Raw genomic sequence first — 24,207 nt, 5'->3', positions numbered from 1 at the left:
GTTTTAAAAACCTGTGAGATCTCTAAACCTACCTGATATGAAAATCGCAATTCTTGGAGCGGGAAACCTGGGGCTCTCAATCGCCAAAGGACTCCTTGTGAGCAATGCTTACAACACACTTTATCTCACTAAAAGAAAAACAGAGGCTATACAGGAATATTCTGAATATGAGAACGTGGTGGTTACAAAGAGTAACCGCGAAGCTGTTCAAAATTCTGATATTCTCATTCTGGCAGTGCAACCCAAACAGATTGAAACCGTACTGGAGGAAATTAAAAACGACTTGCACGAGAGACATGTGATTATTTCGACCATTACGGGAGTTAGTATAAGCAGGATCGAAGATTTGGTGGGAGATCATATCATTATTCGGGCAATGCCTAACACTGCCATTGCCGTCAAGAAATCAATGACTTGTCTTTGCTGTAATGAGAAAGGACAAAAACAGCTTCAAGTAGCCGAGGCTATTTTCGATAAAATGGGAACAACAATGGTAATTCCCGAAAACAAAATGCAGGCCGCAACAGTAATATGTGCCAGCGGAATAGCTTTTTGGATGCGATTAATAAGAGCCACTACTCAAAGTGCAGTTCAGTTAGGTTTTGACGCTAAAGAGGCTCAGCAACTATCAATGCAAACCTGTCTTGGTGCAGCGAGTTTATTGATAGAATCGGGTAAACATCCCGAAGAAGAAATAGACAAAGTAACCACACCTATGGGCTGTACCATTGAAGGTCTTAACGAAATGGAACACCACGGCCTCAGTTCTTCACTAATACGGGGAATGCAGGCTTCATTCAAAAAAATCAATAATATTTCTAATTAGCCCCCATGAATTTATTTGACGTTTATCCACTATATGATATTACTCCTGTAAAAGGAGAAGGCTGTCATGTCTTTGATGACAATGGTAAAAAGTATCTCGATTTGTATGGCGGTCATGCCGTAATTTCGATAGGCCATTCGCATCCTTCTTATGTGAAAGCCGTACAGGAGCAGGTTCAAAAACTTGGATTTTACTCCAACTCCATAAAAAATCCGTTACAGGATGAACTTGCCGAAAAGCTTTTGCAGGCTTCGGGACTTGAAAACTATAAACTCTTCCTTTGTAATTCGGGTGCCGAGGCTAACGAAAATGCCCTTAAACTTGCTTCATTTCACACCGGCAAAAGCAGGGTGATCTACTTTAAAAATGCTTTCCACGGAAGAACTTCGGGTGCTGTGGCAGTGACCGATAATGAAGGTATAAAAGCTCCTTTTAACAAAGTTCATGAAACTACCTGCCTTGCTTTTGAAGATGTTGCAGGTCTGGAAAAAGAACTTTCTAAAGGGGATGTTGCCGGGGTCATTGTTGAAATTATCCAGGGAGTGGGAGGCCTTGATGAAGCATCTTCCGAATTTTATCAGGCTACGGCTAACCTTTGTTCAAAATATAACGCTGTTCTCATTGCCGATGAAGTGCAATCGGGCTATGGCAGGACCGGAGATTTCTTTGCCTTCCAAAAACATCAAATTTCACCCGATATTATTTCAGTAGCAAAAGGAATGGGCAACGGTTTTCCCATTGGTGGCATTCTCATTTCTGACAGGATAAAATCCAGCTACGGTTTATTGGGTACTACGTTTGGCGGCAATCACCTTGCGTGTGCAGCTGGTATCGCAGTACTGGACGTGTTAGAAAATGAGAACCTGACCCAAAACGTCACTGAACTCTATGATTATATCAAAGAAAAATCTGCGGAAATTCCGGAGATAAAGAAAGTGAAAGGAAGAGGCTTAATGCTGGGGCTGGAATTTGACTTTGAAGTAGCCGGCCGTCGAAAAGATCTCCTGTTTAAACATCAGATTTTTACAGGTGCAGCTTCCAATAAAAAGTTACTGCGAATACTACCGCCTCTAAGTATCCAAAAAGGGCATTTTGAGCAGTTCTTTTCGGCGTTGAAGTCAGAACTTAAAAATCAATAATATCTCGCAGATTAAATAAGGCTTCACAGTTCCCGATAACTATCGTGACTGTGAGGTCTCAATAAACATATTTTAAAAATGAAGAATTATATCAGTTTATCAGATATAGAAAATTTAGATCTGGCTATAGCAGAAGGGCTTCAGCTTAAGAACAATAATACGGCAGCAAACCTGGGAAAGGGAAAAACTCTTGGAATGTTGTTCTTTAATCCAAGTCTACGCACGCGCCTTAGTACCGAAAAAGCTGCAAAGCTCCTCGGGATGGAGGTGATGGTGATGAATGCCGATAAAGATGGCTGGGCTTTGGAGTTTGAAGATGGAGCAATAATGAATTCCAATAAAGCAGAACATATCAAGGAAGCGGCTGCCGTGCTCTCACAGTATTGTGATATTATTGCGGTGCGGGCATTTCCCGGTCTTGAAGATAAAGTAAAAGATGAAGAAGACCTGGTGATAAAAAGCTTTGAAAAATATGCTACAGTGCCGGTGGTAAATCTTGAGAGTGCTACAGGGCATCCGCTTCAGGCCCTAACTGATGCCATGACGATTACAGAGCTGCAAAAGACAAAAAAGCCAAAGGTTGTACTCACCTGGGCACCGCACCCACGGGCCCTGCCTCAAAGTGTCCCCAACTCTTTCGTTGAGGTGATGCAGCGTATGGATGTTAAATTTGTAATTGCAAATCCTCCGGGTTACGATTTGAACCCTCAGGTAAAAAAAGACACACAGGTGTTTCACAACCAGGATGAGGCACTCAAAGATGCCGATTTTGTTTACGTGAAGAACTGGAGCAGCTATGAGAGCTACGGAAAGATCTTAACTGAAGACAGTTCCTGGACCTTTAGTGAACAAAAAGTACAGTTTACAAACGATGCAAAAGTGATGCATTGTCTGCCAGTAAGGCGAAATGTGGTTATTGACGATGCCGTACTGGATAGTCCTAATTCCGTAGTAATTCAACAAGCGGGAAACAGGACCTATGCCGCCCAGGTGGTGCTGAAGAGGTTGCTCGAAAACCTGGAAAAAGGCTAAGAAAATCAGCCATAAGGCACAGCTGAAGGAAATAGTTCAATAAATCTGGCTTGGTTCAAAAAAGCCTGTAAAATGTCAACATGAGAAAACAAGATCTTACTATTGTAAAAATAGGAGGAAAGCTAATTGAAAACGAGGAGCGGCTTTCATCTTTCCTCAATGATTTTTCTGCTCTTAAAGGTCCAAAGATCCTCATTCACGGAGGTGGAAATATGGCAACCGAAATTGCCTCAAAATTAGGTTTCCCCACAAAGATGATCGACGGCCGCCGAATTACAGATGCCAATTCACTCAAAGTGATCGTGATGACCTACGGCGGACTCCTAAATAAAACCATTGTTGCTAAGTTACAGGCACTCCAGGCCAACGCCGTGGGTCTTTGCGGGGCAGATGGCAATAGTATTGTTTCCAAAAAGCGTGCAGTTAAAGAAATTGATTACGGGTTTGTGGGAGATATAGAAACTGTAAATACCAGGTTTATAAACTCTTTGCTGGAGCAGGACTGCGTTCCTGTTTTTTCGGCTATTTCAGCTACCCGAGAGGGACAACTTTTAAATACCAACGGGGACTCTGTTGCTGCTGAAATTGCAAAAGCAATGAGCAGTATTTATAACACCCAATTGTATTTTTGCTTTGAGAAGAAGGGCGTTTTGGCCAATCCGCAAGACGAAAATTCGGTTATTTCTGAAATTGATCATACAAAATATCAGCAGCTTCTTGAAGAAAAAGTGATAAGTGAAGGAATGCTTCCGAAGCTTCACAATTGTTTTGAAGCTTTAGATCATGGGGTGAACGAAATTTTTCTTGGAAATGCTGATGTTCTTAAAATGGGAAATTCCTGTACAAAAATCATAAAATGACACACTTATCTAAATTGCAGACCGAAGCCCTGGAACTTCTCAAAAAGTTGATTTCCACACAGTCTTTTTCAGGAGAAGAAGAAGGTACAGCCGCATTGCTTGAGCAGTGGTTCAAAGACCATGAGATTCCCTTTCAACGCCACCTGAACAACGTGTGGGCAGTGAATAAGAACTTTGAAGATACAAAACCCACTTTGCTGCTTAATTCCCATCACGATACTGTTAAACCTAATTCGGCTTACACGAAGGATCCTTTTAATGCTGAAATTTCTGAAGGGAAATTGTTCGGCCTTGGGAGCAATGATGCAGGCGGATGTTTGGTATCCCTGCTGGCCACTTTTACCTATTTTTACAATGCTGAAGGTTTATCACATAACCTGATTTTTGCCGGAACAGCTGAAGAGGAAATCAATGGGAAGAATGGTATTGCCTGCCTTTTGCCTTTGCTGCCTAAAGTAGATGTTGCCATTGTTGGAGAACCTACGCTTATGGATATGGCAATAGCCGAAAAAGGCCTGGTAGTATTTGATGCTTTAGTAAAAGGAACACCTTCACACGCGGCACATCCCAATGATAATAATGCTATTTATAAATCGGCAAAAGTCTTGCAGTGGTTTGAAGCCTGTAAATTTGAAAAAGTTTCAGAAGCTTTAGGAGAAGTGAAGCTTACAGTTACCCAAATTAAAGCAGGAAGCCAGCACAACGTAGTGCCGGCACAGGTAGAGCTGGTGGTAGATGTGAGAGTTAACGACCAGTACAGCAATGCCGAAATTGCAGCTATTTTGGCAGAACAAGCTCCGGTAGATGAGATCAAGCCACGTTCTTTAAGGCTGAATTCTTCATCCATTCCTTTGGAGCACCCATTAATAGAGGCAGGTATTTCTTTAGGAATGAAAACTTATGGTTCGCCTACCCTTAGTGATCAGGCTATGCTTAGCTGCCCTTCTTTAAAATTAGGTCCTGGAGACTCTACCAGGTCACATTCGGCAGATGAGTTTATCTTTGTGAAAGAGATAGAAGAAGGTATAGAGAAATATATTAAGTTGCTGGAAAAGGCATTGGTATAAAAATAAATTTAAGACCTCACAGGTTTTTGAAACCTGTGAGGTCGATTAAATCGGAAATATGAAACTTTGGGATAAAGGAATATCAATAGACAAAAAGATCGAGAATTTTACTGTGGGCAATGACAGGGAACTGGATATGTTCCTTGCCGCGCATGATCTGCAGGCTTCGGCGGCACATGCTAAAATGCTGGGAAAGGTTGGCCTAATTGGAGAGGATGAAGTAAATCAATTAGTAGAGGAACTTCAGCGTCTTCAGCAACAGGTAAAGAACGGAACTTTTGTGATTGAAGAAGATTTTGAGGATGTGCACTCCAAAATAGAGTTTGAGCTAACCAATAAATTGGGAGACACCGGGAAGAAAATCCATACCGCCCGCTCACGGAATGATCAGGTTTTGGTGGCACTGCAGCTTTATTTCAAGGAAAACCTTCAGGAGATCATCAGTCGGGTTAACGATTTGATAGATGTACTTCTAAAGCTTGCTGAAGAGCATCAAAACAGCCTCTTGCCGGGTTACACACATATACAGGTTGCCATGCCTTCCTCTTTTGGGTTGTGGTTTTCGGCATATGCAGAGATTTTAATTGACGACCTTTACCAACTTAAGGCAGCACTAAAAATAGTAGACCAAAACCCACTGGGTTCTGCCGCAGGCTACGGTTCCTCATTTCCCATAGATCGGGAATTCACCACAAAGGAGCTCGGGTTTTCAACCTTAAAATATAACGTGGTGGCCGCCCAGATGAGCAGGGGGAAAAGTGAAAGGGCAGTAACTTCGGCAATAGCCTCGGTGGCCAATACACTTTCCCGTTTCTCTATGGATATCTGTCTTTATATGAGCCAGAATTTCTCTTTTATCAGCTTTCCGGAGGCACTTACTACCGGTTCCAGTATTATGCCTCATAAAAAGAACCCCGACGTCTTTGAACTCGTAAGGGGTAAAAGCAACAAACTCCAATCTATAGCCGGTGAAATGGTACTGGTGACCAACAATTTGCCGAGTGGTTATCACAGAGATTTTCAGGTGATCAAAGAGAACAGTATATATTCTGTAGAAGGTTTGAAAGAGATTCTCGATGTCTTTACGCACTCCATTTCGCAGATTATTGTGAAGGAGGTAAACCTACAGGATGAAAAATACAAATACCTTTTTACTGTAGACAGCATTAACGACCTTGTGATGGAAGGAAAATCTTTCAGGGAAGCCTACCAGATCATTGGCGAACAGGTTCAACAAGGCTCTTATGAACCTGTAGGTAACAAACATCATTCTCACAGCGGAAGTAAAGACAATCTTTCTCTTGACGAAATAAGGAAAAAGCAAAGATCTGTAGATTAATTTCCTGTTATTCTTACCTCTCAAAAAAGCCGTTTTTTAACGGCTTTTTTTATTCCCGATTTTCTGCTGAAAATATCTTTTGGAATTTAGCTGTCGTAAATAATTAAGGTTTAAGTATTTGTTTATCAGTCAGTTAAAACTATTTTGTTGCTTCTGAAAATAATATGAAGCCAACAACTTCAGGTTTGTGCAAGATTTATGGGCCTAATTTTAGAAAAAAATGACGAAAGCCCGTAATGAACAATAAGTACAGTAAAATTTTAACACAAAACGAATCTCAACCGGCCTCTCAGGCCATGTTACATGCAATAGGTCTTACAAAAGAAGATTTTAAGAAGCCATTCGTGGGTATAGCAAGTACAGGCTATGAAGGGAATCCCTGTAATATGCATCTTAATGAGCTTGCCACCCTGGTGAAAAAAGGTTGTAATGAAAATGATCTTGTAGGCTTAATTTTTAATACCATAGGCGTAAGTGACGGAATTTCTATGGGTACACCGGGAATGCGCTATTCCCTTCCTTCCAGGGACATCATTGCAGATTCTGTTGAGACGGTCATCCATGCCATGTCGTATGATGCACTTGTTACGGTTGTGGGGTGTGATAAGAATATGCCCGGCGCGCTTATGGCGATGTTAAGGATCAACAGGCCGTCTATTTTAGTGTATGGAGGAACAATAGCTTCGGGCTGCCACAATGGGAAAAAACTGGATGTGGTTTCGGTTTTTGAAGCCTGGGGCTCTAAGGTGTCTGGTGATATTAGTGACGAAGATTACAATAGCGTCATCGAAAAAGCCTGTCCGGGGGCAGGCGCATGTGGCGGAATGTATACTGCAAACACCATGGCTTCAGCTATTGAAGCTTTGGGGATGGCACTGCCTTACAATTCGTCAAACCCTGCAGCAGGAGCCGAAAAAAGAGCAGACTGCGAAGCCGCTGGAAAAGCTATTCAGTTGCTTGTAGAAAAAGACATAAAACCCAAAGATATTGTTACGCGCAAAGCTCTCGAAAATGCCGTGAGGTTGATTACAGTGCTTGGAGGGTCTACTAATGCGGTACTTCACTTTTTGGCAATAGCAAAAGCTGCCGAAGTAGAATTTACCCTGGCCGATTTTGAAAAGATAAGTGACACTACTCCTTTCCTCGCCGATCTTAAGCCCAGCGGAAGATTTGCGATGGAAGATGTTCACAGTATAGGAGGCATTCCTGCCGTTTTAAAATATATGCTGAAGCATGATATGCTTCATGGTGACTGCCTCACTGTTACCGGTAAAACTTTAGCTGAAAATCTCGCTGATGTGCCCGATTTAACTGAAGGGCAGCAAGTGATAAGAGCAATTGAGAATCCTATTAAGACATCAGGACATTTAAGGATCCTGTACGGCAATCTGGCCGAAGGTGGATCGGTTGCCAAGATCACCGGGAAAGAAGGTTTGTTGTTTAAAGGTAAAGCCCGTGTGTTCAATAGTGAATATGAAGCGAATAGTGGCATTTCTGAAGGGAAAGTGAAGAAAGGCGATGTGGTAGTTATAAGATATGAAGGCCCTAAAGGTGGCCCAGGAATGCCGGAAATGCTGAAGCCTACGGCAGCGATTATGGGAGCTAATCTAGGTAAAGATGTGGCCCTGATTACCGACGGAAGATTTTCGGGAGGGACCCACGGTTTTGTGGTAGGCCATATTACCCCTGAAGCACAGGAAGGCGGACTAATTGCCCTCATTGAAGACGGAGATGAGATCACCATTGATGCCGAAGGGAATACAATTTCGGTGGATTTGAGTCCGGTGGAGATTCAGGAGCGAAGAAATAAATGGAAAGCTCCTAACCTTAAATTCAGCAAAGGTGTGCTTTATAAATATGCAAGAACAGTTTCTTCAGCCTCAGAAGGCTGTGTTACAGATGAATTCTAATAAGTAGAACTATGGAAGTTAAAACAGCTGGTTTTAAAGAAGTTTCCACTACGGAAACATTGAAAGTTTCGGGAGCAGAGGCCGTGATAAAGAGCCTATTGGCCGAAGGAGTGGAGGTAATGTATGGATATCCCGGAGGCGCTATTATGCCCGTTTACGATGAAATATATAAATACAGGGATCTAATTGAACATGTGCTCACCCGACATGAACAGGGGGCAGCACATGCAGCGCAGGGATACGCCCGTGTAACCGGGAAAGTGGGAGTGGCTATTGCAACTTCGGGTCCTGGAGCTACCAACCTCATAACGGGAATTGCCGATGCTCACATAGATTCTACCCCAATGGTATGCATTACCGGGCAGGTGGGGTCGCATCTTCTGGGCAGTGATGCTTTTCAGGAAATAGATATTGTGGGGCTTTCAACTCCCATTACAAAATGGAATTACCAGGTGACCAAAGCTTCCGAAATTCCTGAAGTTCTTGCCAGGGCATTTTACATTGCCCGAAGTGGAAGACCAGGCCCCGTTCTTATTGACATCACCAAAGATGCCCAGTTTGAAAGCCTGGACTTCAGTTACAAAAAATGTTCTGGAATAAGAAGCTATACGCCTTTTCCCGAAGTGAACCTACTTCAAGTGGAAAGAGCTGCCCAGGCCATTAACAATGCCAAAAAACCTATGATCGTTTTTGGGCAGGGAGTTATTTTGGGTAGTGCAGAGAAACTTTTAAAAGAGGTGGTTGAAAAGACCGGAATACCTGCAGCATGGACAATTCTTGGGCTTTCGGCCCTGGAGACAGATCATCCGTTAAATGTGGGGATGGTAGGGATGCACGGCAATTATGCCCCCAATATTTTGACCAACGAGTGTGATGTGCTTATTGCCATAGGAATGCGTTTTGACGACCGGGTAACCGGCGACCTCAACACTTATGCAAAACAAGCTACAATTATTCATTTTGAAATTGATCCTGCTGAGGTAAACAAGAATGTACATGCTCATATCCCGGTATTGGGAGATGTGAAACAGACTTTAAAGCTGCTTCTCGAGTTTCTTCAACCAAAGAATCATGATCAGTGGCATAATAAGTTTCGGGAGCTTTATAGCACTGAATACGAAAAGATCATCAAAAATGATCTTTCAGCAAGCGAAGGAAAAATAAAGATGGCCGAAGTTCTCGATGAAATAAACACAGTTTCAAAAGGAGATGCTATCATAGTTTCAGATGTGGGCCAGCATCAAATGGTGGCCTGTAGATATGCGAAATTCAATTCCTCTCGCAGTAATGTAACATCGGGTGGATTGGGTACCATGGGCTTTGCTTTGCCTGCAGCCATTGGTGCAAAAATGGGAAGCCCTAACCGCGAAGTTGTGGCAATTATTGGGGACGGAGGTTTCCAGATGACGCTGCAGGAACTGGCCACCATTTATCAAATGAACGTTCCTGTGAAAATTGTTGTTTTAAATAACAATTTCCTGGGAATGGTAAGGCAGTGGCAACAAATGTTCTTTGAAAAACGCTACGCTTCTACAGAAATGGTGAACCCCGATTTTACTGGTATCGCCAAAGCCTATCATTTAGCAACCAGGAAAATTTCAGAAAGATCTAACCTTCAGGAGGCAGTACAGGAAATGCTGGCCTCAGAAAAACCTTTCTTTCTTGAAGTAGAAGTAGAAAAGGAAGAGTGCGTTTTCCCAATGATCACAACAGGAGCATCAGTTTCAGATATACGTTTAGAGTAATGGAAAAGAAAAATTATACAGTATCGGTTTACACAGAAAATAACCTGGGGTTGCTCAGTAGAATAGCTGCCATTTTTCTGAAGAGACACATAAATATTGAAAGTATTACGGTTTCTCAAAGTGAGGTGCATGAGGTGATGCGATTTATCATTATCGTAGAAGTGACTGAAGAGCAGGTCAAAAAGATCGTGGGACAAATTGAGAAACAAATAGAAGTAATTAAAGCTTTTTATCACAAAGATGAGGAGCTTATTTACCAGGAGACTGCCTTATATAAGGTGCGATCTTCAGATTTTGTAGAAGACTTTGACATCCAGAGTTTTATTAAAAAGACCAATGCCCGCATTGTCACTGTTTCTCCCAAATTCTTTGTTATTGAAAAAACAGGGGAGCGGCACGAGACTGAAAGCCTCTATGAAAAATTGAAACCTTACGGGCTTATGCAGTTCGTAAGATCGGGAACCATTGCAGTTTCCAAAAATGAAATGCCAATATCAGAACTATTAGAAAAATTCAATACTTCAAATACAATACAATGAGTAACTATTTTAACAGTCTTTCAAGAGGCGAACAATTAGCTCAATTACAAACCTGCAGGTTCATGTCTAACGAAGAGTTTAATGACGGCACCTCAGCTTTAATCGGTAAAAAAATAGTAATCGTGGGCTGTGGGGCGCAGGGATTGAACCAGGGGCTCAACATGAGAGACAGTGGTCTTGATATTTCTTATGCTTTAAGAGAAGGGGCAATTAAAAACAAGAGACAATCTTACCTCAATGCTACAGAAAATGGATTTGAAGTAGGGAGTTTTCAGGAATTGATCCCACAGGCCGATTTGGTTATAAACCTTACCCCAGATAAGCAGCATTCTTCTGTGATAGAAGCTATTCAGCCTTTGATCAAAAAAGATGCAGTTCTTTCCTATTCTCACGGTTTCAATATTGTGGAGGAAGGAATGAAGATAAGAGTAGATATTACTGTAATTATGGTTGCACCTAAATGTCCGGGGAGCGAGGTGCGTGAAGAGTACAAACGCGGTTTTGGCGTGCCTACGTTAATTGCTGTACATCACGAGAACGATCCGCATGGAATAGGTTTAGAGTGGGCAAAGGCTTATGCTTATGCTACAGGTGGCCACCGGGCAGGAGTTTTGGAATCGTCTTTTGTGGCCGAAGTAAAATCTGATCTTATGGGCGAACAGACCATCCTGTGCGGCGTACTGCAAACCGGATCTATTTTAAGTTTCAATAAAATGGTTGCTGAAGGAGTAGAGCCGGGATATGCTGCAAAACTCATTCAGTATGGCTGGGAAACCATTACTGAAGCTCTAAAACATGGAGGAATTACTCAAATGATGGACAGGCTTTCAGATCCTGCAAAGGTGAGGGCGTATGATATTTCCGAAGAATTGAAGGAAACGTTGAGACCCTTGTTCAGAAAACATATGGATGATATTATTACCGGTGCCTTTAGTACAAGAATGATGAAGGATTGGGAGAATGATGATAAAGAACTGTTGGAGTGGAGAGCAGCTACAGAGAATACTGCTTTTGAACAAACTGATGCCACTTCAGAAAAGATAAGTGAACAGGAATACTTTGACAAAGGAGTGCTCTTGGTGGCCTTTGTAAAATCTGGCGTAGAGCTGGCTTTCGAAACCATGGTAGAAGCCGGAATTATAGAAGAATCGGCTTATTATGAATCCCTTCATGAAGCGCCACTTATTGCCAATACCATTGCAAGAAAGAAATTATATGAAATGAACAGGATTATCTCGGATACAGCTGAATATGGTTGTTATCTTTTTGACCACTCCTGCAAACCTTTGATAAAAGATTATATCAATAACCTGGAGCCAGATGTGATTGGAAGGGAGTACACTGGTAGTGCTCAGGATGAAAATAAAATAGCACAAATAAATGAATCTGTAAGACAGCATTCTGTTGAAAAGGTTGGTGCAAAACTTAGAAAGGCGATGACCGCAATGAAAAAACTCGAAGTATAATGGATGAGCTAACTACTGCTACACAACAATACCGCCCGCAACTTGAGGCTGTAAGAGAGGCTAAAGAAAGGATCTCAAAAGTGACACTTTTGACACCTCTGGCTTCCTCATTTACATATAGCAGGAAGTTTAATGCCAATATTTTTCTGAAAAGGGAAGATCTTCAACAGGTGAGGTCTTACAAAATTCGCGGTGCCTATAATAAGATCTCAAGTTTAACTAAAGACCAGTTGAACAAGGGCGTTATTTGTGCCAGTGCCGGCAATCATGCCCAGGGAGTAGCCTTTGCATGTAATAAATTACAAACCAAAGGGGTTATTTATATGCCGGTAACTACCCCGCGCCAAAAAGTGGAACAAACCCAGATGTTTGGCGGGGAATGGGTAGAAGTTGTCCTGAAAGGTGACACTTTTGACGATTCTTACAAACAGGCTGTAGTTCACGGCCTGGAGAAATCGTTGGTCTTTATTCACCCTTTTGATGACCCCAAGGTAATTGAAGGACAGGCTACTATTGCTCTCGAAATCCTGGAACAGGCCGGGGCTCCTATAGATTACGTTTTTGCACCATTGGGTGGCGGCGGACTCTTAGCAGGATTGTCATCGATATTTAAACAACTTTCACCGCAAACTAAAGTCATTGGGGTAGAGCCGGAAGGCGCTGCTTCTATGACCGCTTCCCTGCAGGAAGGGAAAGTAGTGGAGCTGCGATCTATTGAACGATTTGTTGACGGTGCAGCGGTACAGAAGGTGGGAGCAATCAATTTTGATCTCTGCCGGGACAACCTACACCAGATGCTTAGCATTCCCGAAGGAAAAATTTGTCAAACAATTCTGGATCTTTACAATCAGGATGCTATAGTTGCTGAACCTGCAGGTGCCATGGCGCTTGCGGCGCTTGATTTCTTTTCGGAAGAAATTAAAGGCAAGAATGTGGTTTGCATTTTAAGTGGTGGCAATAATGACATCACCAGAACCGCCGAAATTAAAGAAAGGGCGTTGCTGTATTCAGGCCTTAAACATTATTTCATTGTGCGCTTTCCACAGCGGGCCGGGGCTTTAAAAGAGTTTGTTGAAACTGTGTTAGGTCCAAATGACGATATTACCCATTTTGAATACTCTAAAAAGCACCATAGGGAGAATGGTCCGGCTGTGGTAGGAATTGAGTTAAAGGATGCTGAAGATTTTGCGCCTTTAGTGCAACGAATGAAGGATTACAATTTCTACGGGCAGTATCTTAATGACAGCCCCGATCTATTTCAGTTCCTGGTATAAAAAAAGAAGCTGTCTAGAAATATTGATAGTGGTAGAATTAATTGATCAGGTTATCGGGTTGTGCAAACACCGATAGCCTGATCAATCTGTTTCTGAAATAAATTCAGAAGTACACTTTCAATAAATTTAAGACAGCCTCTTCAGGCAATAGACAACCATTCTAAATTATTGTCATTTGGCCAATAGTGAGGTTATTATCATTGATGTGATGATGTTCAGACTCACTTATTCTTCCTTCAAGGAAATCACCCACTTTTTCTGTGGAGTAATGATTGTTTTTGTTTAAATCTTGCGTACAAACATTCAGTTTGATGCTTTCTTCAACAGCTTTTCTAATCACATCGGCTTCCCGGTTTAGATTGAAATGATCGAGTAGAAGTGCTGCAGATAAAATTGAAGCTACAGGGTTGGCAATTCCTTTCCCGGTGGCCTGCGGGAATGATCCATGAATAGGCTCAAAAAGGGCATTTTCAAGACCCACTGAAGCTGAAGCCAGCAAGCCTATACTACCACCAATAACACTGGCCTCGTCAGATATAATATCTCCAAACATATTATCTGTAACTATCACATCAAATTGTTTTGGATTAAGCACCATTTGCATGGCCGCATTGTCTATAAAGAGGAAGTCAAGGCTTACATCTGGATATTCCTTGGCCATATTTGTTACTGTTTTTCTCCATAAGCGCGAAGTTTCCAGCACGTTTGCTTTATCTATAAGAGTAAGTTTCTTTCTCCTCTTTTGCGCTGCCTTAAAAGCCAGGTGGGCCAGTCTTTCAATTTCGTATGTGCTGTAGGTGCAAAGATCGTTTGCAGTTTGACCATCTTCGCTGGTGCTTTTTTCTCCAAAATAGATTCCGCCGGTGAGTTCTCTATAGATCACCATATCGGCTCCTGCGATACGTTCGGGGCGCAAAGGGGAATGCTCCAGCAGATTTTCGTAAGCTCTTACCGGTCTAATATTGGTATATAGCCCAAGTTCTTTTCTCAATTTTAGTAGCCCCTGTTCCGGCCTTACTTTAGCGGCAGGATCATTGTCATATTTTGGATGGCCAATCGCACCAAACAAAACTGCATCAGACTCTTTGCATAACTCTAAAGTAGTATGGGGGAGTGGATCTCCGGTGCGGTCTATGGCAATGGCGCCAACTATTGCTTCTTCAAATTCAAAATCGTGGTCAAAACGTTCAGCTATTGCCTTTAAAATTTTTACTGATTGTTTTGTTACCTCTGGCCCAATTCCATCTCCCGGTAACACTGCTATTTTCAACTTCATATCTGTAATTGTTTGTCTTCGTATTTCTTAATTGCGTCGCGCCTGCTTAATAGAAAATCTATATCATCATAGCCATTTAACATGCAGGTCTTTTTGTAAGGATCTATTTCAAAATTTTCGGATTCTCCCGAATCTTTTATGCTGATTTGTTGATTTTCCAGATCGACAATAATCTCTCCTGAAGGTTGTGAATTGAGATAATCAAATAGCTTTTCCAGGAATTCGGGAGACACCTGTACCGGAAGGAGTCCGTTATTCAGGGCATTTCCTTTAAAAATGTCTGCAAAGTAGCTTGAAACTACAACCTTAAATCCATAGGCTTTAAGAGCCCACGCGGCATGTTCCCTGCTTGAGCCACACCCAAAGTTGTCTCCGGCTACAAGAATAGGACCTGAGTAGGATGGGTTGTTAAGGCTGAAATCCGGGTTAAGATTTTCATCTTTTGTATATCTCCAGTCCCGGAAAAGATTTTCACCAAAACCGGCCTTGTCTGTCGCCTTTAAGAATCGGGCAGGAATGATCTGGTCTGTGTCTATGTTTTCAGTTTCGAGAGGTACAGCAGTGGCAGTAAGTTTTATAAATTTTTCCATTTAATTCAGGCTTTTGGTAAAGTCAACTAATTTTCCTGCTACAGCTGTGGCTGCTGCTGTTAACGGGCTGGCAAGAATAGTTCTTGCTCCCTGGCCCTGTCTACCTTCAAAGTTTCTGTTACTGGTAGAAACACAATATTCTCCTGCGGGAATCTTATCATCATTCATAGCAAGACAGGCCGAACAACCGGGCTGGCGCAAAGTAAAACCGGCATTTTCAAAAATCTCCTGAAGTCCTTCGGCTTTAATTTGGTCGGCCACCTGCCGGGAGCCGGGAACAATTAAAGCGTTAACGTTAGCAGCTTTTTGCTTCCCTTTAATGTAAGACGCTGCTACTCTAAAATCTTCTATTCGCGAATTGGTGCAGCTTCCAATAAAGATCCAGTTCACCGGTTTGTCCAAAAGAGATTCCCCCTGCACAAATCCCATATATTCCAAAGCTTTATCTGCGCTTTTACCTGCGCCCGTAGGGATAGAGCCTGTAAGTTTTATACCCATGCCGGGATTGGTGCCATAGGTAACCATAGGTTCAATATCTTCAGCCTCAAAACTTACTTCCTTGTCAAAAAAAGCATTTTCGTCAGTTTTAAGTGTTTTCCAGAACGTTTTTTGTTTCTCAAATTCATCTCCTTTAGGAGCAAATTCTTTTCCTTCAACATAATTGAAAGTAGTATCATCTGGAGCAATAAGGCCGCCACGGGCTCCCATTTCAATGCTCATATTACAAACCGTCATACGCCCTTCCATAGACATATTTTCGAATACATCTCCTGCATATTCACAGAAGTACCCTGTACCCGAATTTGTTCCCAGCTTGCTGATGATGTATAGAATAACATCTTTTGGGAGCACTCCTTTTCTCAACTTTCCATTGACATTCACCCTCATCTTTTTCGGTTTCTCTACCAAAAGACACTGGCTGGCAAAAACCTGGGCCACCTGGCTGGTTCCAATACCAAAGGCAATGGTTCCAAAGGCACCGTGCGTTGAGGTATGGCTATCTCCACATACTATGGTCATTCCCGGTTGGGTAATACCTAATTCGGGGGCCATAACATGCACAATTCCATTGTAAGGGTGTCCCAACCCGTAAAGCTGGATATTATTCTCTTCGCAGTTTTGCGTTAGCTCCGACAGTTGTTTTCTTGACAGGAGATCCTTTATAGGTAAATGTTGATTTAATGTAGGCGTATTATGATCGGCAGTGGCGACAATCTTGTCGGGCCTGTAAACCGAAATGCCCCGCTCCTTTAATTCATTAAAGGCCTGGGGGCTGGTAACTTCATGGATGAGGTGTTTATCAATATACAACACATCTGGCCCGTTAGGGATTGATTCCACAACATGCGAGTCCCAAATCTTATCAAATAACGTCTTCTTCATTAGGCAGAGGCTCGGTTTTTAAAACTTAAGTCCATAATTTCATGTAAGTCTGTATCTGCTACTTCTTTTTTAACATCGGCATAACTAAGGAAGGTGGCATAGACAATATCTAACTGCAATTTGGTTAGTTCATATCCCATAATTTTCGCTTTATAGGCAAGTGCAGCCCTGCCACTTCTTGCAGTGAGAATAATAGCCGATTCTGTGACTCCAACATCTGCAGGATCTATGATTTCGTAAGTTTCCCGGTTTTTAATGACCCCATCCTGATGAATACCCGAGCTATGCGCGAAGGCATTAGCCCCAACAATAGCTTTATTTGGTTGTACTACCATTCCCATTTCCCTCGAAACGAGGTTGCTTAATTCAAATAATAGTTTTGGGTTCAGGTTAGTAGTAAAGTTAAGGTCGGGGTGCTGCCTCAAAATCATAATTACTTCTTCAAGAGCTGTATTACCTGCACGTTCACCAATGCCATTTATGGTACATTCCACCTGGCGGGCGCCATTTCTAATTGCTGCAATGGCATTTGCGGTGGCAAGCCCAAGATCATTGTGACAATGGCAGGAAATTATTACATTCTCGATGTTTTTTACATTCTCTTTCAGGTATTTTATCTTTTGTCCGTATTCTTCAGGAAGACAATATCCCGTAGTATCGGGTATATTTAATACGGTGGCACCTGCTTCTACTGCGGCTGTACATACACGGGCCAGGAACTCATTTTCGGTTCGTCCGGCGTCCTCAGCATAAAATTCCACGTCATCTACAAAATTTTTGGCATAGGTAACTGCTTCCCTCGCCCTCACGATAATCTCTTCGCGGGTAGAATTAAATTTATACTTAATGTGAGAATCTGAAGTTCCAATCCCGGTGTGAATCCTTGGCCTTTTAGCAGGTTTTAACGCTTCGGCAGCAACTTCTATATCTTTCTTTACGGCGCGGGTGAGTCCGCAAACGCTAGTGTTTTTAACGAGTTTGGAGATTTCAGATACCGATTTAAAATCGCCGGGGCTTGAAACAGGAAATCCTGCCTCTATAACATCTACTCCCAGCGCTTCCAGCTTTTCAGCAATCTTCAGTTTTTGCCTGGTTTCAAGTTTACAACCCGGTACTTGCTCCCCATCTCTCAGGGTGGTGTCAAAAATTTGTACCCTTTCTTTACTCATATCAAATAAAATTTACTTTACAATAACTTTGACTAATTTAACCAGCTCATTTCCCTTCATAGGAAATAAATACCTGTTATTACGACAATTAAATATAAAATTAGAGTTTAAAGTATTTGATTTTCAATAAGTTGCACCTGATCTTGTTACAATGACCAATGAATTAACCGATAACCTGTTTTCTCTTATTAAGTCACTTTCACCTTCCGAAAAACGACAGTTTACCCTGTACGTTGGCCGAATTGGGGTTAATAGTGACAGTAAATTCCTCAACCTGTTCAAAGTAATGTCCAGGCAAAAGAAATATGATGAAGAATATATTCTAAAGAATACAGCGATAAGCAAACAGCAACTCTCCAACATCAAAGCTCATCTTTATAAGCAGTTGCTCATAAGTCTAAAATTAAATCCCGTACATCAAAGTGTACCTATTAATATTAGGGAGCAGATGGATTTTGCTTACATCTTATATCGAAAAGGACTTTATAAACAAAGCCTTAAGATCCTGGAGAAAGTGAAGGCTACAGCACTGCATTATGAAGAGAAAGTGCTGGCTTATGATATTCTTGAGTGGGAAAAGATCATCGAGTCTCAATACATCACCCGCAGTACGCATAACAGGGCAGAGACCCTGGTACAGGAAACTAAAGACCTTACCGAACTCAATCTCATTTCGGGCAAGCTTTCCAACCTTTCCCTTCAGCTTTATAATATTTTTTTAAAGATGGGCCACGCCCGTACTCAGGAAGAATCTGATACTATTCGGGATTATTTCAAACAAAATCTGCCCGAATTTGATATAGCAAAACTCGGTTTCCGGGAAAAGCTGTGGTTATATAAAGCCCATTTGTGGTATAGCTTTATTTCCCAGAATTTTATTTCCTGTTACCGGTATTCTTCCAAATGGATAGATCTTTTTAAGGAATATCCTCACCTCATTAGTGTGCACCCTGTTTCTTATTTAAAAGGGAATCACTATTTGCTGGAATCGTTGTTTTATCTTAATCATACTGCACTTTTTGAAAAGACGCTCAAACATCTAGAGGAAACTCTAAAAGATCCCAAAATTCCTGATGATGACAACATAGCTACCCTGTCTTTTCTCTACGTTTATTCAAATAAACTCAACCTCAGGTTTATGAAAGGAAACTTTGATAATGGTGATATGCTGGTAGAGAAAATTGAGAAGAAAATCAAGAAGTATGGCTCCAGGATAGACGGGCACCACATCATGATTTTCTACTATAAAATCGCCTCTTTATACTTCGGAAATGGAAATTACACAAAGTGTATAGACTTTCTGAAAAGGATCATTGACAGTAAATCTTTGGAAGTAAGGGAAGACCTTATGTGCTTCTCAAGGATTCTAAACCTTGTTGCCCATTATGAGGCAGGAAAGGATTATCATCTTGAAAGCCTGGTGAAGTCAACGTACAAGTTCCTTATTAAAATGAACGATATGCATAAAGTTCAAAAGGAAATGATAAGGTTTCTTCGGAATTTACCCGAAGTTTCTCCTCTGTACATTAAAGATGAATTCAGGAAGCTTCACAGTACGCTGAAGGTTTACGAAGATCATCCTTATGAGCGCCGGGCATTCCTATATCTGGATATCCTGTCCTGGCTAGAAAGCCGGATTGAAGACAGGCCTGTTGCCGAAATTATTGCCGAAAAGGTGAAACTGGTCTCCAGGTAAGAAAGATCAGGCCCTGGAGGCATCCCATATAGGATCATTTGGTGGCGGAGCAATGACTTCCAGTATTTCCTTTTTTACCGGATGGTTAAAAACCAGCTTTCGGGCATGTAAGTGAATGCTACCGTCTTTATTGCTGCGGTCAAAGCCGTACTTGAGATCACCTTTTATTGGGCAGCCTATTGAAGATAACTGGCTGCGGATCTGGTGATGCCTGCCAGTATGAAGATCTAATTCAAGGAGGAAATAATTATTCAGGTTCTTCACCAATCGGTACTCTAAAATGGCCTTTTTGGAGTCTGGCACTTCCTTAATGTGCGCGTAAGATTTATTCTGTTTTGGATTGCGCTTCATGTAATGTGCCAGCGTATCCTGTTGTTTTGGCGGTGCATTTTTTACAATAGCCCAATAAGTTTTTTTTGCGTCCTTTTCTTTAAATAACTTATTGAGGCGGGGTAGCGCTTTTGAAGTTTTAGCGAAAAGAACAATTCCGCTCGTAGGCCTGTCCAGGCGGTGCACCACTCCCAGATATACATTTCCGGGTTTATCGTACTTCATCTTGATGTATTCCTTCACTACCTCACTCAGCGGCACATCTCCTGTTTTATCTCCCTGGACAATATCCCCGGGACGTTTATTCACGATGATTAGGTGATTGTCTTCGTAAAGTACCTGTAGGTTTTGTGGTGTTGAGATTATCTTACTTTCCAAAAATGGCAAATTTTAAATGGGTTTTGTAGCATAGCCAACAAACGGATTTTGCTCCACCTCCAAAGAACCCAAAGTGCTTAAGAGTTTGTGCAACGAGTCGTTTTCTATGACTTCAGTATTGATGCTAAGCTTTTCTTCGGAAGTAAAAAGTTTTATCCTGCCGGGAAAAGACTGCACCTGCTCAATTTTATCAAGCTCAATTGATTTCTTTCGGAGAGAATTCTTTGTTAATAACCCTTTTTGAATACTCAGATACTGATGCTTTTTCTGAAAAAAGAAAGTGCCAACCAATAATATTCCGAGGAGAAGCTGAAAAGCAGTGAAATAGCTGGCGGTTCCTTCATATATTTTGAGACCGCCCAAAATGGCAAAGAGTCCTCCCAACACAAGGTTGGAATAAAGTCGCCTTTTTGAATACGCTATTTTCATTATTTACAATTACTTCTCAGAATCCACTCCTAACTCTGAACTCCTAACTCTGAACTCCTAACTCTGAACTCCTAACTCTGAACTCCTCTAATATTGTTCATCATCTGATGGGAAGTTCCTGCTCTTTACATCATCCCGGTATTGCTCGAATGCTTTTGTCATTTCTGAATACAGGTCTAAATATCTTCTCAAGAATCGGGGGTTAAACTCGTGGGTCATTCCAATCATGTCGTGAACTACCAGTACCTGTCCGTCAACCCCGTTTCCGGCGCCAATTCCAATTACAGGAATGGTTAAGCTTTCAGCAACTTCTCTAGCCAGTTTGGCAGGTACTTTTTCTAATACCAGTGCAAAACAACCGGCTTTTTCGAGCATAAGGGCATCTGTTTTCAGCTTTTCAGCTTCAGCTTCTTCTTTAGCACGTACCGTGTAGGTTCCGAATTTGTAGATGGACTGCGGAGTTAATCCGAGGTGGCCCATTACCGGAATTCCGGCGTTAAGAATACGTTTAACTGAATCTTTGATCTCTTTTCCACCTTCCAGCTTCACTGCATGTCCGCCGCTTTCTTTCATGATCCTTATCGCTGAACGCAAGGCTTCTTTGGGGTCACTTTGATAACTTCCGAAGGGAAGATCAACAACCACTAAGGCCCGTTCTACCGCCCGCACCACACTAACCGCATGATAGATCATCTGGTCAAGCGTAATAGGAAGTGTAGTTTCATGTCCCGCCATCACATTACTGGCCGAATCCCCAACCAGGATCACATCAATACCTGCACCGTCAACTATCTTTGCCATCGAAAAGTCATAGGAGGTAAGCATTGAAATTTTCTCTCCCTGGGCTTTCATTTCAACCAACGATTTGGTAGTGATTCTTTTATATTGCTTCTTGGCGACTGACATAGTTGTAAAATTAAAATTCAGGTAAAAGTACTAAATTACATTCAAAACTGAACATATGAAAAGACTTGTAACCACTGCTGTTTTTGTCATTTTTGGCACCCTTGCTTTCGCGCAGACCTCTTCGGAAGAAGAAAAGGTAAAAGAAGTGGTGCATACTTTTTTTGAAGGTTTCCATGCCCGGGATTCTGTGATAATGAAATCGGTTTTCCTTGAAGACCCCATTATTCATACCGCCGGAAAAGGTACAAACGGAGATACAGAATTAAGGAATGAAACGCTTGAAAAAGTACTGAAAGGAATCGTATCTATTCCTCTGAAGACCACTTTCAAGGAGGTTCTTCACGATAACGTGATCAAAATAGACGGCGATATGGCAAATGCCTGGATCCCATATTCTTTTTATCTCAATGATACTTTTAGCCACTGCGGCGTGAATAATTTTCAACTCTTGAAGCAGAAGGGCGAATGGAAGATCATCTATCTTATTGATACAAGAAGGAGGGAAGATTGTGAATATAAGAAACTCAAATAGCATGGAAACACAAAGATTAAAACAGGAATTTTCACAACTATATGATGGTGACCCCTGGATTGATGTCACTCTGAAGCAGACACTTCATGAAATTTCTGCGGAAAAAGCTTTTAAAGAAATTGCTGAAGGGCGTAATTCTATTTGGGAGATTGTGAATCACGTAACTGAGTGGAGGCGAATGCTTCTGAAGCGCATGTTGGGAAACATGATATCGGTTCCCGAAGATAATTTTATAAGAAAAATTGAAGATCCTTCTGAAGAGGCTTGGCAACGGACTTTGCAGGATCTGGAAGAGACCCAACAAGAATGGCTGTTATTTTTTGATAGCTTAAAAGATGAAGATCTGGAAAAAACTTATCCCGGGAACGGGCAGCGGTTTTATTATTTGATCCAGGGGATTATTCAGCACGATGCTTATCATTTGGGGCAGATTGTGTTGCTGTCGAAGTTGAAGTATTAGGGTTTGAAACAACTTCGTCCCGCTGCGCGGGTGTAGCACCTGACCACCCCCGTCAGGCTATCGCCTGCCACCCCTCCTTGAAAAAAGGAGGGGAGCTGTTGGAGACATTTCCGCTCCGCGGAAACCCTCCCCAAGTGGAGGAGTTGTTTTGAGGTTGTTCGCTTCGCGTTCCACTGCCTGCGGCAGGAAATGATATTTTTTTTAAAACCTCAACACCTGCCTTCAGGCAGGGAAGTCGCTTACGACTTCATAGTGTTCCCCTCCTTATTTTAAGGAGGGGTGCCCGGAGGGTGGGGTGGTAAAAATCTCACATCTCAAATCTAATATCTCAAATCTATATTAGCAGTCACTCAAACTCACCCTTACCGCCAGTCCACCTTCTGAGGTTTCCTTGTACTTCGAGTTCATGTCTTTTGCAGTTTCCCACATGGTTTCGATCACTTTGTCCAGTGGAACTTTGGCATGGATAGAATCTGCGTCCATAGCCATTTCGGCGGCATTGATGGCTTTTATGGCACCCATGGAATTTCTTTCAATGCACGGGATTTGCACTAATCCGGCGATAGGGTCACAGGTGAGGCCGAGGTGGTGTTCCATGGCAATTTCAGAAGCCATCATCACCTGCTCGGGAGTACCGCCCATGACTTCGGCTAAAGCCCCGGCGGCCATGGAGGAGGAAACCCCGATTTCTGCCTGGCAACCGCCCATAGCTGCCGATATGGTAGCCCCTTTTTTAAATAAACTTCCAATTTCACCGGCAACGAGTAGGAACTGCTTGATCTTTTCAAATCCGGCGTCGTGGTTTTCGATTGTGAGATAATACATGAGCACAGCAGGAATCACTCCGGCACTACCATTGGTTGGTGCGGTGACAACTCTACCAAGAGATGCGTTTACTTCATTTACTCCCAAAGCGAAACAGCTAACCCACTTGAGAATGGACCGGAATTTTACTTCGGTATTTCGAATGGCCTCGATCCATTCTTCCTTGGTGTCATACTTTGAATCTCCAATGAGCTTCTTGTGAGAATCGGGAGCACGGCGTCGAACATTAAGTCCGCCGGGGAGGGTGCCTTCGGTGTGGCAGCCCAGGTACATAGATTCCAGCATTACATCCCATACAGCTTTGAGTCCGCTGTCAATTTCTTCTTCAGTCCGGAGGGATTTTTCGTTCTCATAAACTATTTCGGAGATCTTCTTATTCTCCTGTTTGCAAAATGCCGCAAGATCGGTTCCTTTTACAATTGGAAAAGGGAATTCCTTGAATTTCTTCAGCTGCTTCTTGGCATTCTTTCGTTCTTCCTTTACTACAAATCCGCCGCCAATAGAGTAGAACGTGGAAGAGGTTGTTTTTCCGGAGGAAAGTCGGGCTGTGAATTTCATTCCGTTAGGATGAAATGGCAGGAACTTCTTGTTAAAAACGATATCGTTTTCGAGGCTAAAGTCAATGCTGCGCTCGCCGTTCAGATTAAGCCGGTTAAAAGTGCGGATGTTATTAATCTCGGGATCAATATTCTCTACGGGAACAGTGACAGGATCATAGCCTAAAAGTCCGAGGACAGAGGCAAGATCTGTAGCGTGGCCTTTTCCGGTAAGGGAAAGAGATCCGTACAGGTTGATGGTCACCTTTTCTACTTCATCAAATTTTCCGGCTTGCTTTAATTCCCCGATCCACCTTTCGGCTGCCCGCCATGGGCCAAGGGTGTGGGAGCTGGAAGGACCAACTCCTATTTTTAGCATGTCAAAAACGCTGATACTTTCGATTTTTTGCATTCAGGAATAAAAATTTGGGTAAAATTAAATCTTTCTTTTTGAATGACCGTATAAAATAATTAGGAAATAATCCATGTTATTATGGAAT

General features: G+C 42.2%; 22 protein-coding genes. 14 read left to right on the top strand and 8 right to left on the bottom strand.

Annotated features, from left to right (window positions below):
- Positions 1-37: 37 nt before the first annotated feature.
- The 11 genes from proC to ilvA all read left to right on the top strand — a co-directional run bounded on the left by proC (position 38) and on the right by ilvA (position 13,197).
- The gene (gene proC / locus ACQ93I_RS11120) at positions 38-826 is read left to right on the top strand and encodes a pyrroline-5-carboxylate reductase (protein ID WP_431698596.1); all 789 of its coding nucleotides are present in this window, start codon (positions 38-40) and stop codon (positions 824-826) included.
- Positions 827-831: 5 nt separating this feature from the next.
- A complete protein-coding gene (locus ACQ93I_RS11115) occupies positions 832-1,965 on the top strand; it encodes an aspartate aminotransferase family protein (protein ID WP_431698595.1) in 1,134 nt (377 codons plus the stop codon).
- A 78-nt stretch (positions 1,966-2,043) separates the two neighbouring features.
- Entirely contained in the window at positions 2,044-2,997 is a 954-nt protein-coding gene (locus ACQ93I_RS11110) for an N-acetylornithine carbamoyltransferase (protein ID WP_431698594.1), read from the top strand.
- An 80-nt stretch (positions 2,998-3,077) separates the two neighbouring features.
- Entirely contained in the window at positions 3,078-3,857 is a 780-nt protein-coding gene (argB, locus tag ACQ93I_RS11105) for an acetylglutamate kinase (RefSeq protein WP_431698593.1), read from the top strand.
- On the top strand, positions 3,854-4,924 hold the full coding sequence (locus tag ACQ93I_RS11100; RefSeq protein WP_431698592.1) for a M20 family metallo-hydrolase: 1,071 nt from the start codon (positions 3,854-3,856) through the stop codon (positions 4,922-4,924). Before argB ends, ACQ93I_RS11100 begins: the two co-directional genes overlap by 4 nt.
- A gap of 58 nt (positions 4,925-4,982) precedes the next feature.
- Entirely contained in the window at positions 4,983-6,263 is a 1,281-nt protein-coding gene (gene argH, locus ACQ93I_RS11095) for an argininosuccinate lyase (RefSeq protein WP_431698591.1), read from the top strand.
- Between the two features lie 236 nt (positions 6,264-6,499).
- Complete coding sequence (gene ilvD / locus ACQ93I_RS11090; protein WP_431698590.1) at positions 6,500-8,173, top strand: dihydroxy-acid dehydratase; 1,674 nt, start codon at positions 6,500-6,502, stop codon at positions 8,171-8,173.
- An 11-nt stretch (positions 8,174-8,184) separates the two neighbouring features.
- Positions 8,185-9,918 (top strand): biosynthetic-type acetolactate synthase large subunit, encoded by a 1,734-nt coding sequence (gene ilvB / locus ACQ93I_RS11085; RefSeq protein WP_431698589.1) that lies wholly within the window; start codon positions 8,185-8,187, stop codon positions 9,916-9,918.
- Complete coding sequence (ilvN, locus tag ACQ93I_RS11080; protein ID WP_431698588.1) at positions 9,918-10,457, top strand: acetolactate synthase small subunit; 540 nt, start codon at positions 9,918-9,920, stop codon at positions 10,455-10,457. Before ilvB ends, ilvN begins: the two co-directional genes overlap by 1 nt.
- A complete protein-coding gene (ilvC, locus tag ACQ93I_RS11075; protein ID WP_431698587.1) occupies positions 10,454-11,923 on the top strand; it encodes a ketol-acid reductoisomerase in 1,470 nt (489 codons plus the stop codon). The genes ilvN and ilvC overlap by 4 nt, the downstream gene beginning before the upstream one ends.
- The gene (gene ilvA / locus ACQ93I_RS11070; RefSeq protein WP_431698586.1) at positions 11,923-13,197 is read left to right on the top strand and encodes a threonine ammonia-lyase IlvA; all 1,275 of its coding nucleotides are present in this window, start codon (positions 11,923-11,925) and stop codon (positions 13,195-13,197) included. Before ilvC ends, ilvA begins: the two co-directional genes overlap by 1 nt.
- Before the next feature lie 160 nt (positions 13,198-13,357).
- Here ilvA and leuB read toward each other — a convergent pair whose 3' ends face one another.
- Genes leuB through ACQ93I_RS11050 form a run of 4 tightly spaced genes read right to left on the bottom strand, consistent with a single transcriptional unit; the run spans position 13,358 to position 17,615 of the window.
- Positions 13,358-14,473, bottom strand: coding sequence for a 3-isopropylmalate dehydrogenase (leuB, locus tag ACQ93I_RS11065; RefSeq protein WP_431698585.1), 1,116 nt, complete (start codon positions 14,471-14,473; stop codon positions 13,358-13,360).
- Positions 14,470-15,063, bottom strand: coding sequence for a 3-isopropylmalate dehydratase small subunit (gene leuD / locus ACQ93I_RS11060; RefSeq protein ID WP_431698584.1), 594 nt, complete (start codon positions 15,061-15,063; stop codon positions 14,470-14,472). Before leuD ends, leuB begins: the two co-directional genes overlap by 4 nt.
- The gene (gene leuC / locus ACQ93I_RS11055) at positions 15,064-16,446 is read right to left on the bottom strand and encodes a 3-isopropylmalate dehydratase large subunit (protein WP_345598781.1); all 1,383 of its coding nucleotides are present in this window, start codon (positions 16,444-16,446) and stop codon (positions 15,064-15,066) included.
- Entirely contained in the window at positions 16,446-17,615 is a 1,170-nt protein-coding gene (locus ACQ93I_RS11050; RefSeq protein ID WP_431698583.1) for a 2-isopropylmalate synthase, read from the bottom strand. Before ACQ93I_RS11050 ends, leuC begins: the two co-directional genes overlap by 1 nt.
- A gap of 151 nt (positions 17,616-17,766) precedes the next feature.
- Between ACQ93I_RS11050 and ACQ93I_RS11045 the strand changes: the two genes are divergently transcribed.
- Positions 17,767-19,311 carry a hypothetical protein gene (locus ACQ93I_RS11045; RefSeq protein WP_431698582.1) on the top strand — a complete coding sequence of 515 codons (1,545 nt, stop codon included), beginning with the start codon at positions 17,767-17,769 and terminating at the stop codon, positions 19,309-19,311.
- Between the two features lie 6 nt (positions 19,312-19,317).
- On the opposite strand, the gene ACQ93I_RS11040 is transcribed toward ACQ93I_RS11045, so the two are convergent.
- The 3 genes from ACQ93I_RS11040 to panB form a co-directional block, all read right to left on the bottom strand.
- The gene (locus tag ACQ93I_RS11040; protein WP_431698581.1) at positions 19,318-20,019 is read right to left on the bottom strand and encodes an RluA family pseudouridine synthase; all 702 of its coding nucleotides are present in this window, start codon (positions 20,017-20,019) and stop codon (positions 19,318-19,320) included.
- Between the two features lie 12 nt (positions 20,020-20,031).
- Positions 20,032-20,448 carry a hypothetical protein gene (locus ACQ93I_RS11035; protein WP_431698580.1) on the bottom strand — a complete coding sequence of 139 codons (417 nt, stop codon included), beginning with the start codon at positions 20,446-20,448 and terminating at the stop codon, positions 20,032-20,034.
- 87 nt (positions 20,449-20,535) lie between these two features.
- A complete protein-coding gene (panB, locus tag ACQ93I_RS11030; protein ID WP_431698579.1) occupies positions 20,536-21,354 on the bottom strand; it encodes a 3-methyl-2-oxobutanoate hydroxymethyltransferase in 819 nt (272 codons plus the stop codon).
- A gap of 55 nt (positions 21,355-21,409) precedes the next feature.
- On the opposite strand from panB, the gene ACQ93I_RS11025 reads away from it, so the two are divergent.
- Together ACQ93I_RS11025 and ACQ93I_RS11020 are read left to right on the top strand one after the other, a co-directional pair.
- On the top strand, positions 21,410-21,886 hold the full coding sequence (locus tag ACQ93I_RS11025) for a nuclear transport factor 2 family protein (RefSeq protein WP_431698578.1): 477 nt from the start codon (positions 21,410-21,412) through the stop codon (positions 21,884-21,886).
- A 1-nt stretch (position 21,887) separates the two neighbouring features.
- On the top strand, positions 21,888-22,346 hold the full coding sequence (locus tag ACQ93I_RS11020) for a DinB family protein (RefSeq protein WP_431698577.1): 459 nt from the start codon (positions 21,888-21,890) through the stop codon (positions 22,344-22,346).
- A 339-nt stretch (positions 22,347-22,685) separates the two neighbouring features.
- On the opposite strand, the gene ACQ93I_RS11015 is transcribed toward ACQ93I_RS11020, so the two are convergent.
- On the bottom strand, positions 22,686-24,119 hold the full coding sequence (locus ACQ93I_RS11015) for an L-serine ammonia-lyase (protein ID WP_423819165.1): 1,434 nt from the start codon (positions 24,117-24,119) through the stop codon (positions 22,686-22,688).
- Positions 24,120-24,207: the final 88 nt, after the last annotated feature.

Origin of the sequence: Salinimicrobium sp. WS361 (assembly GCF_050750585.1) — a bacterium.
Taxonomy (GTDB): domain Bacteria; phylum Bacteroidota; class Bacteroidia; order Flavobacteriales; family Flavobacteriaceae; genus Salinimicrobium.
The sequence above is the reverse complement of the archived record's forward strand: the minus strand, read 5'-3'. Positions and strand labels throughout refer to the sequence as shown.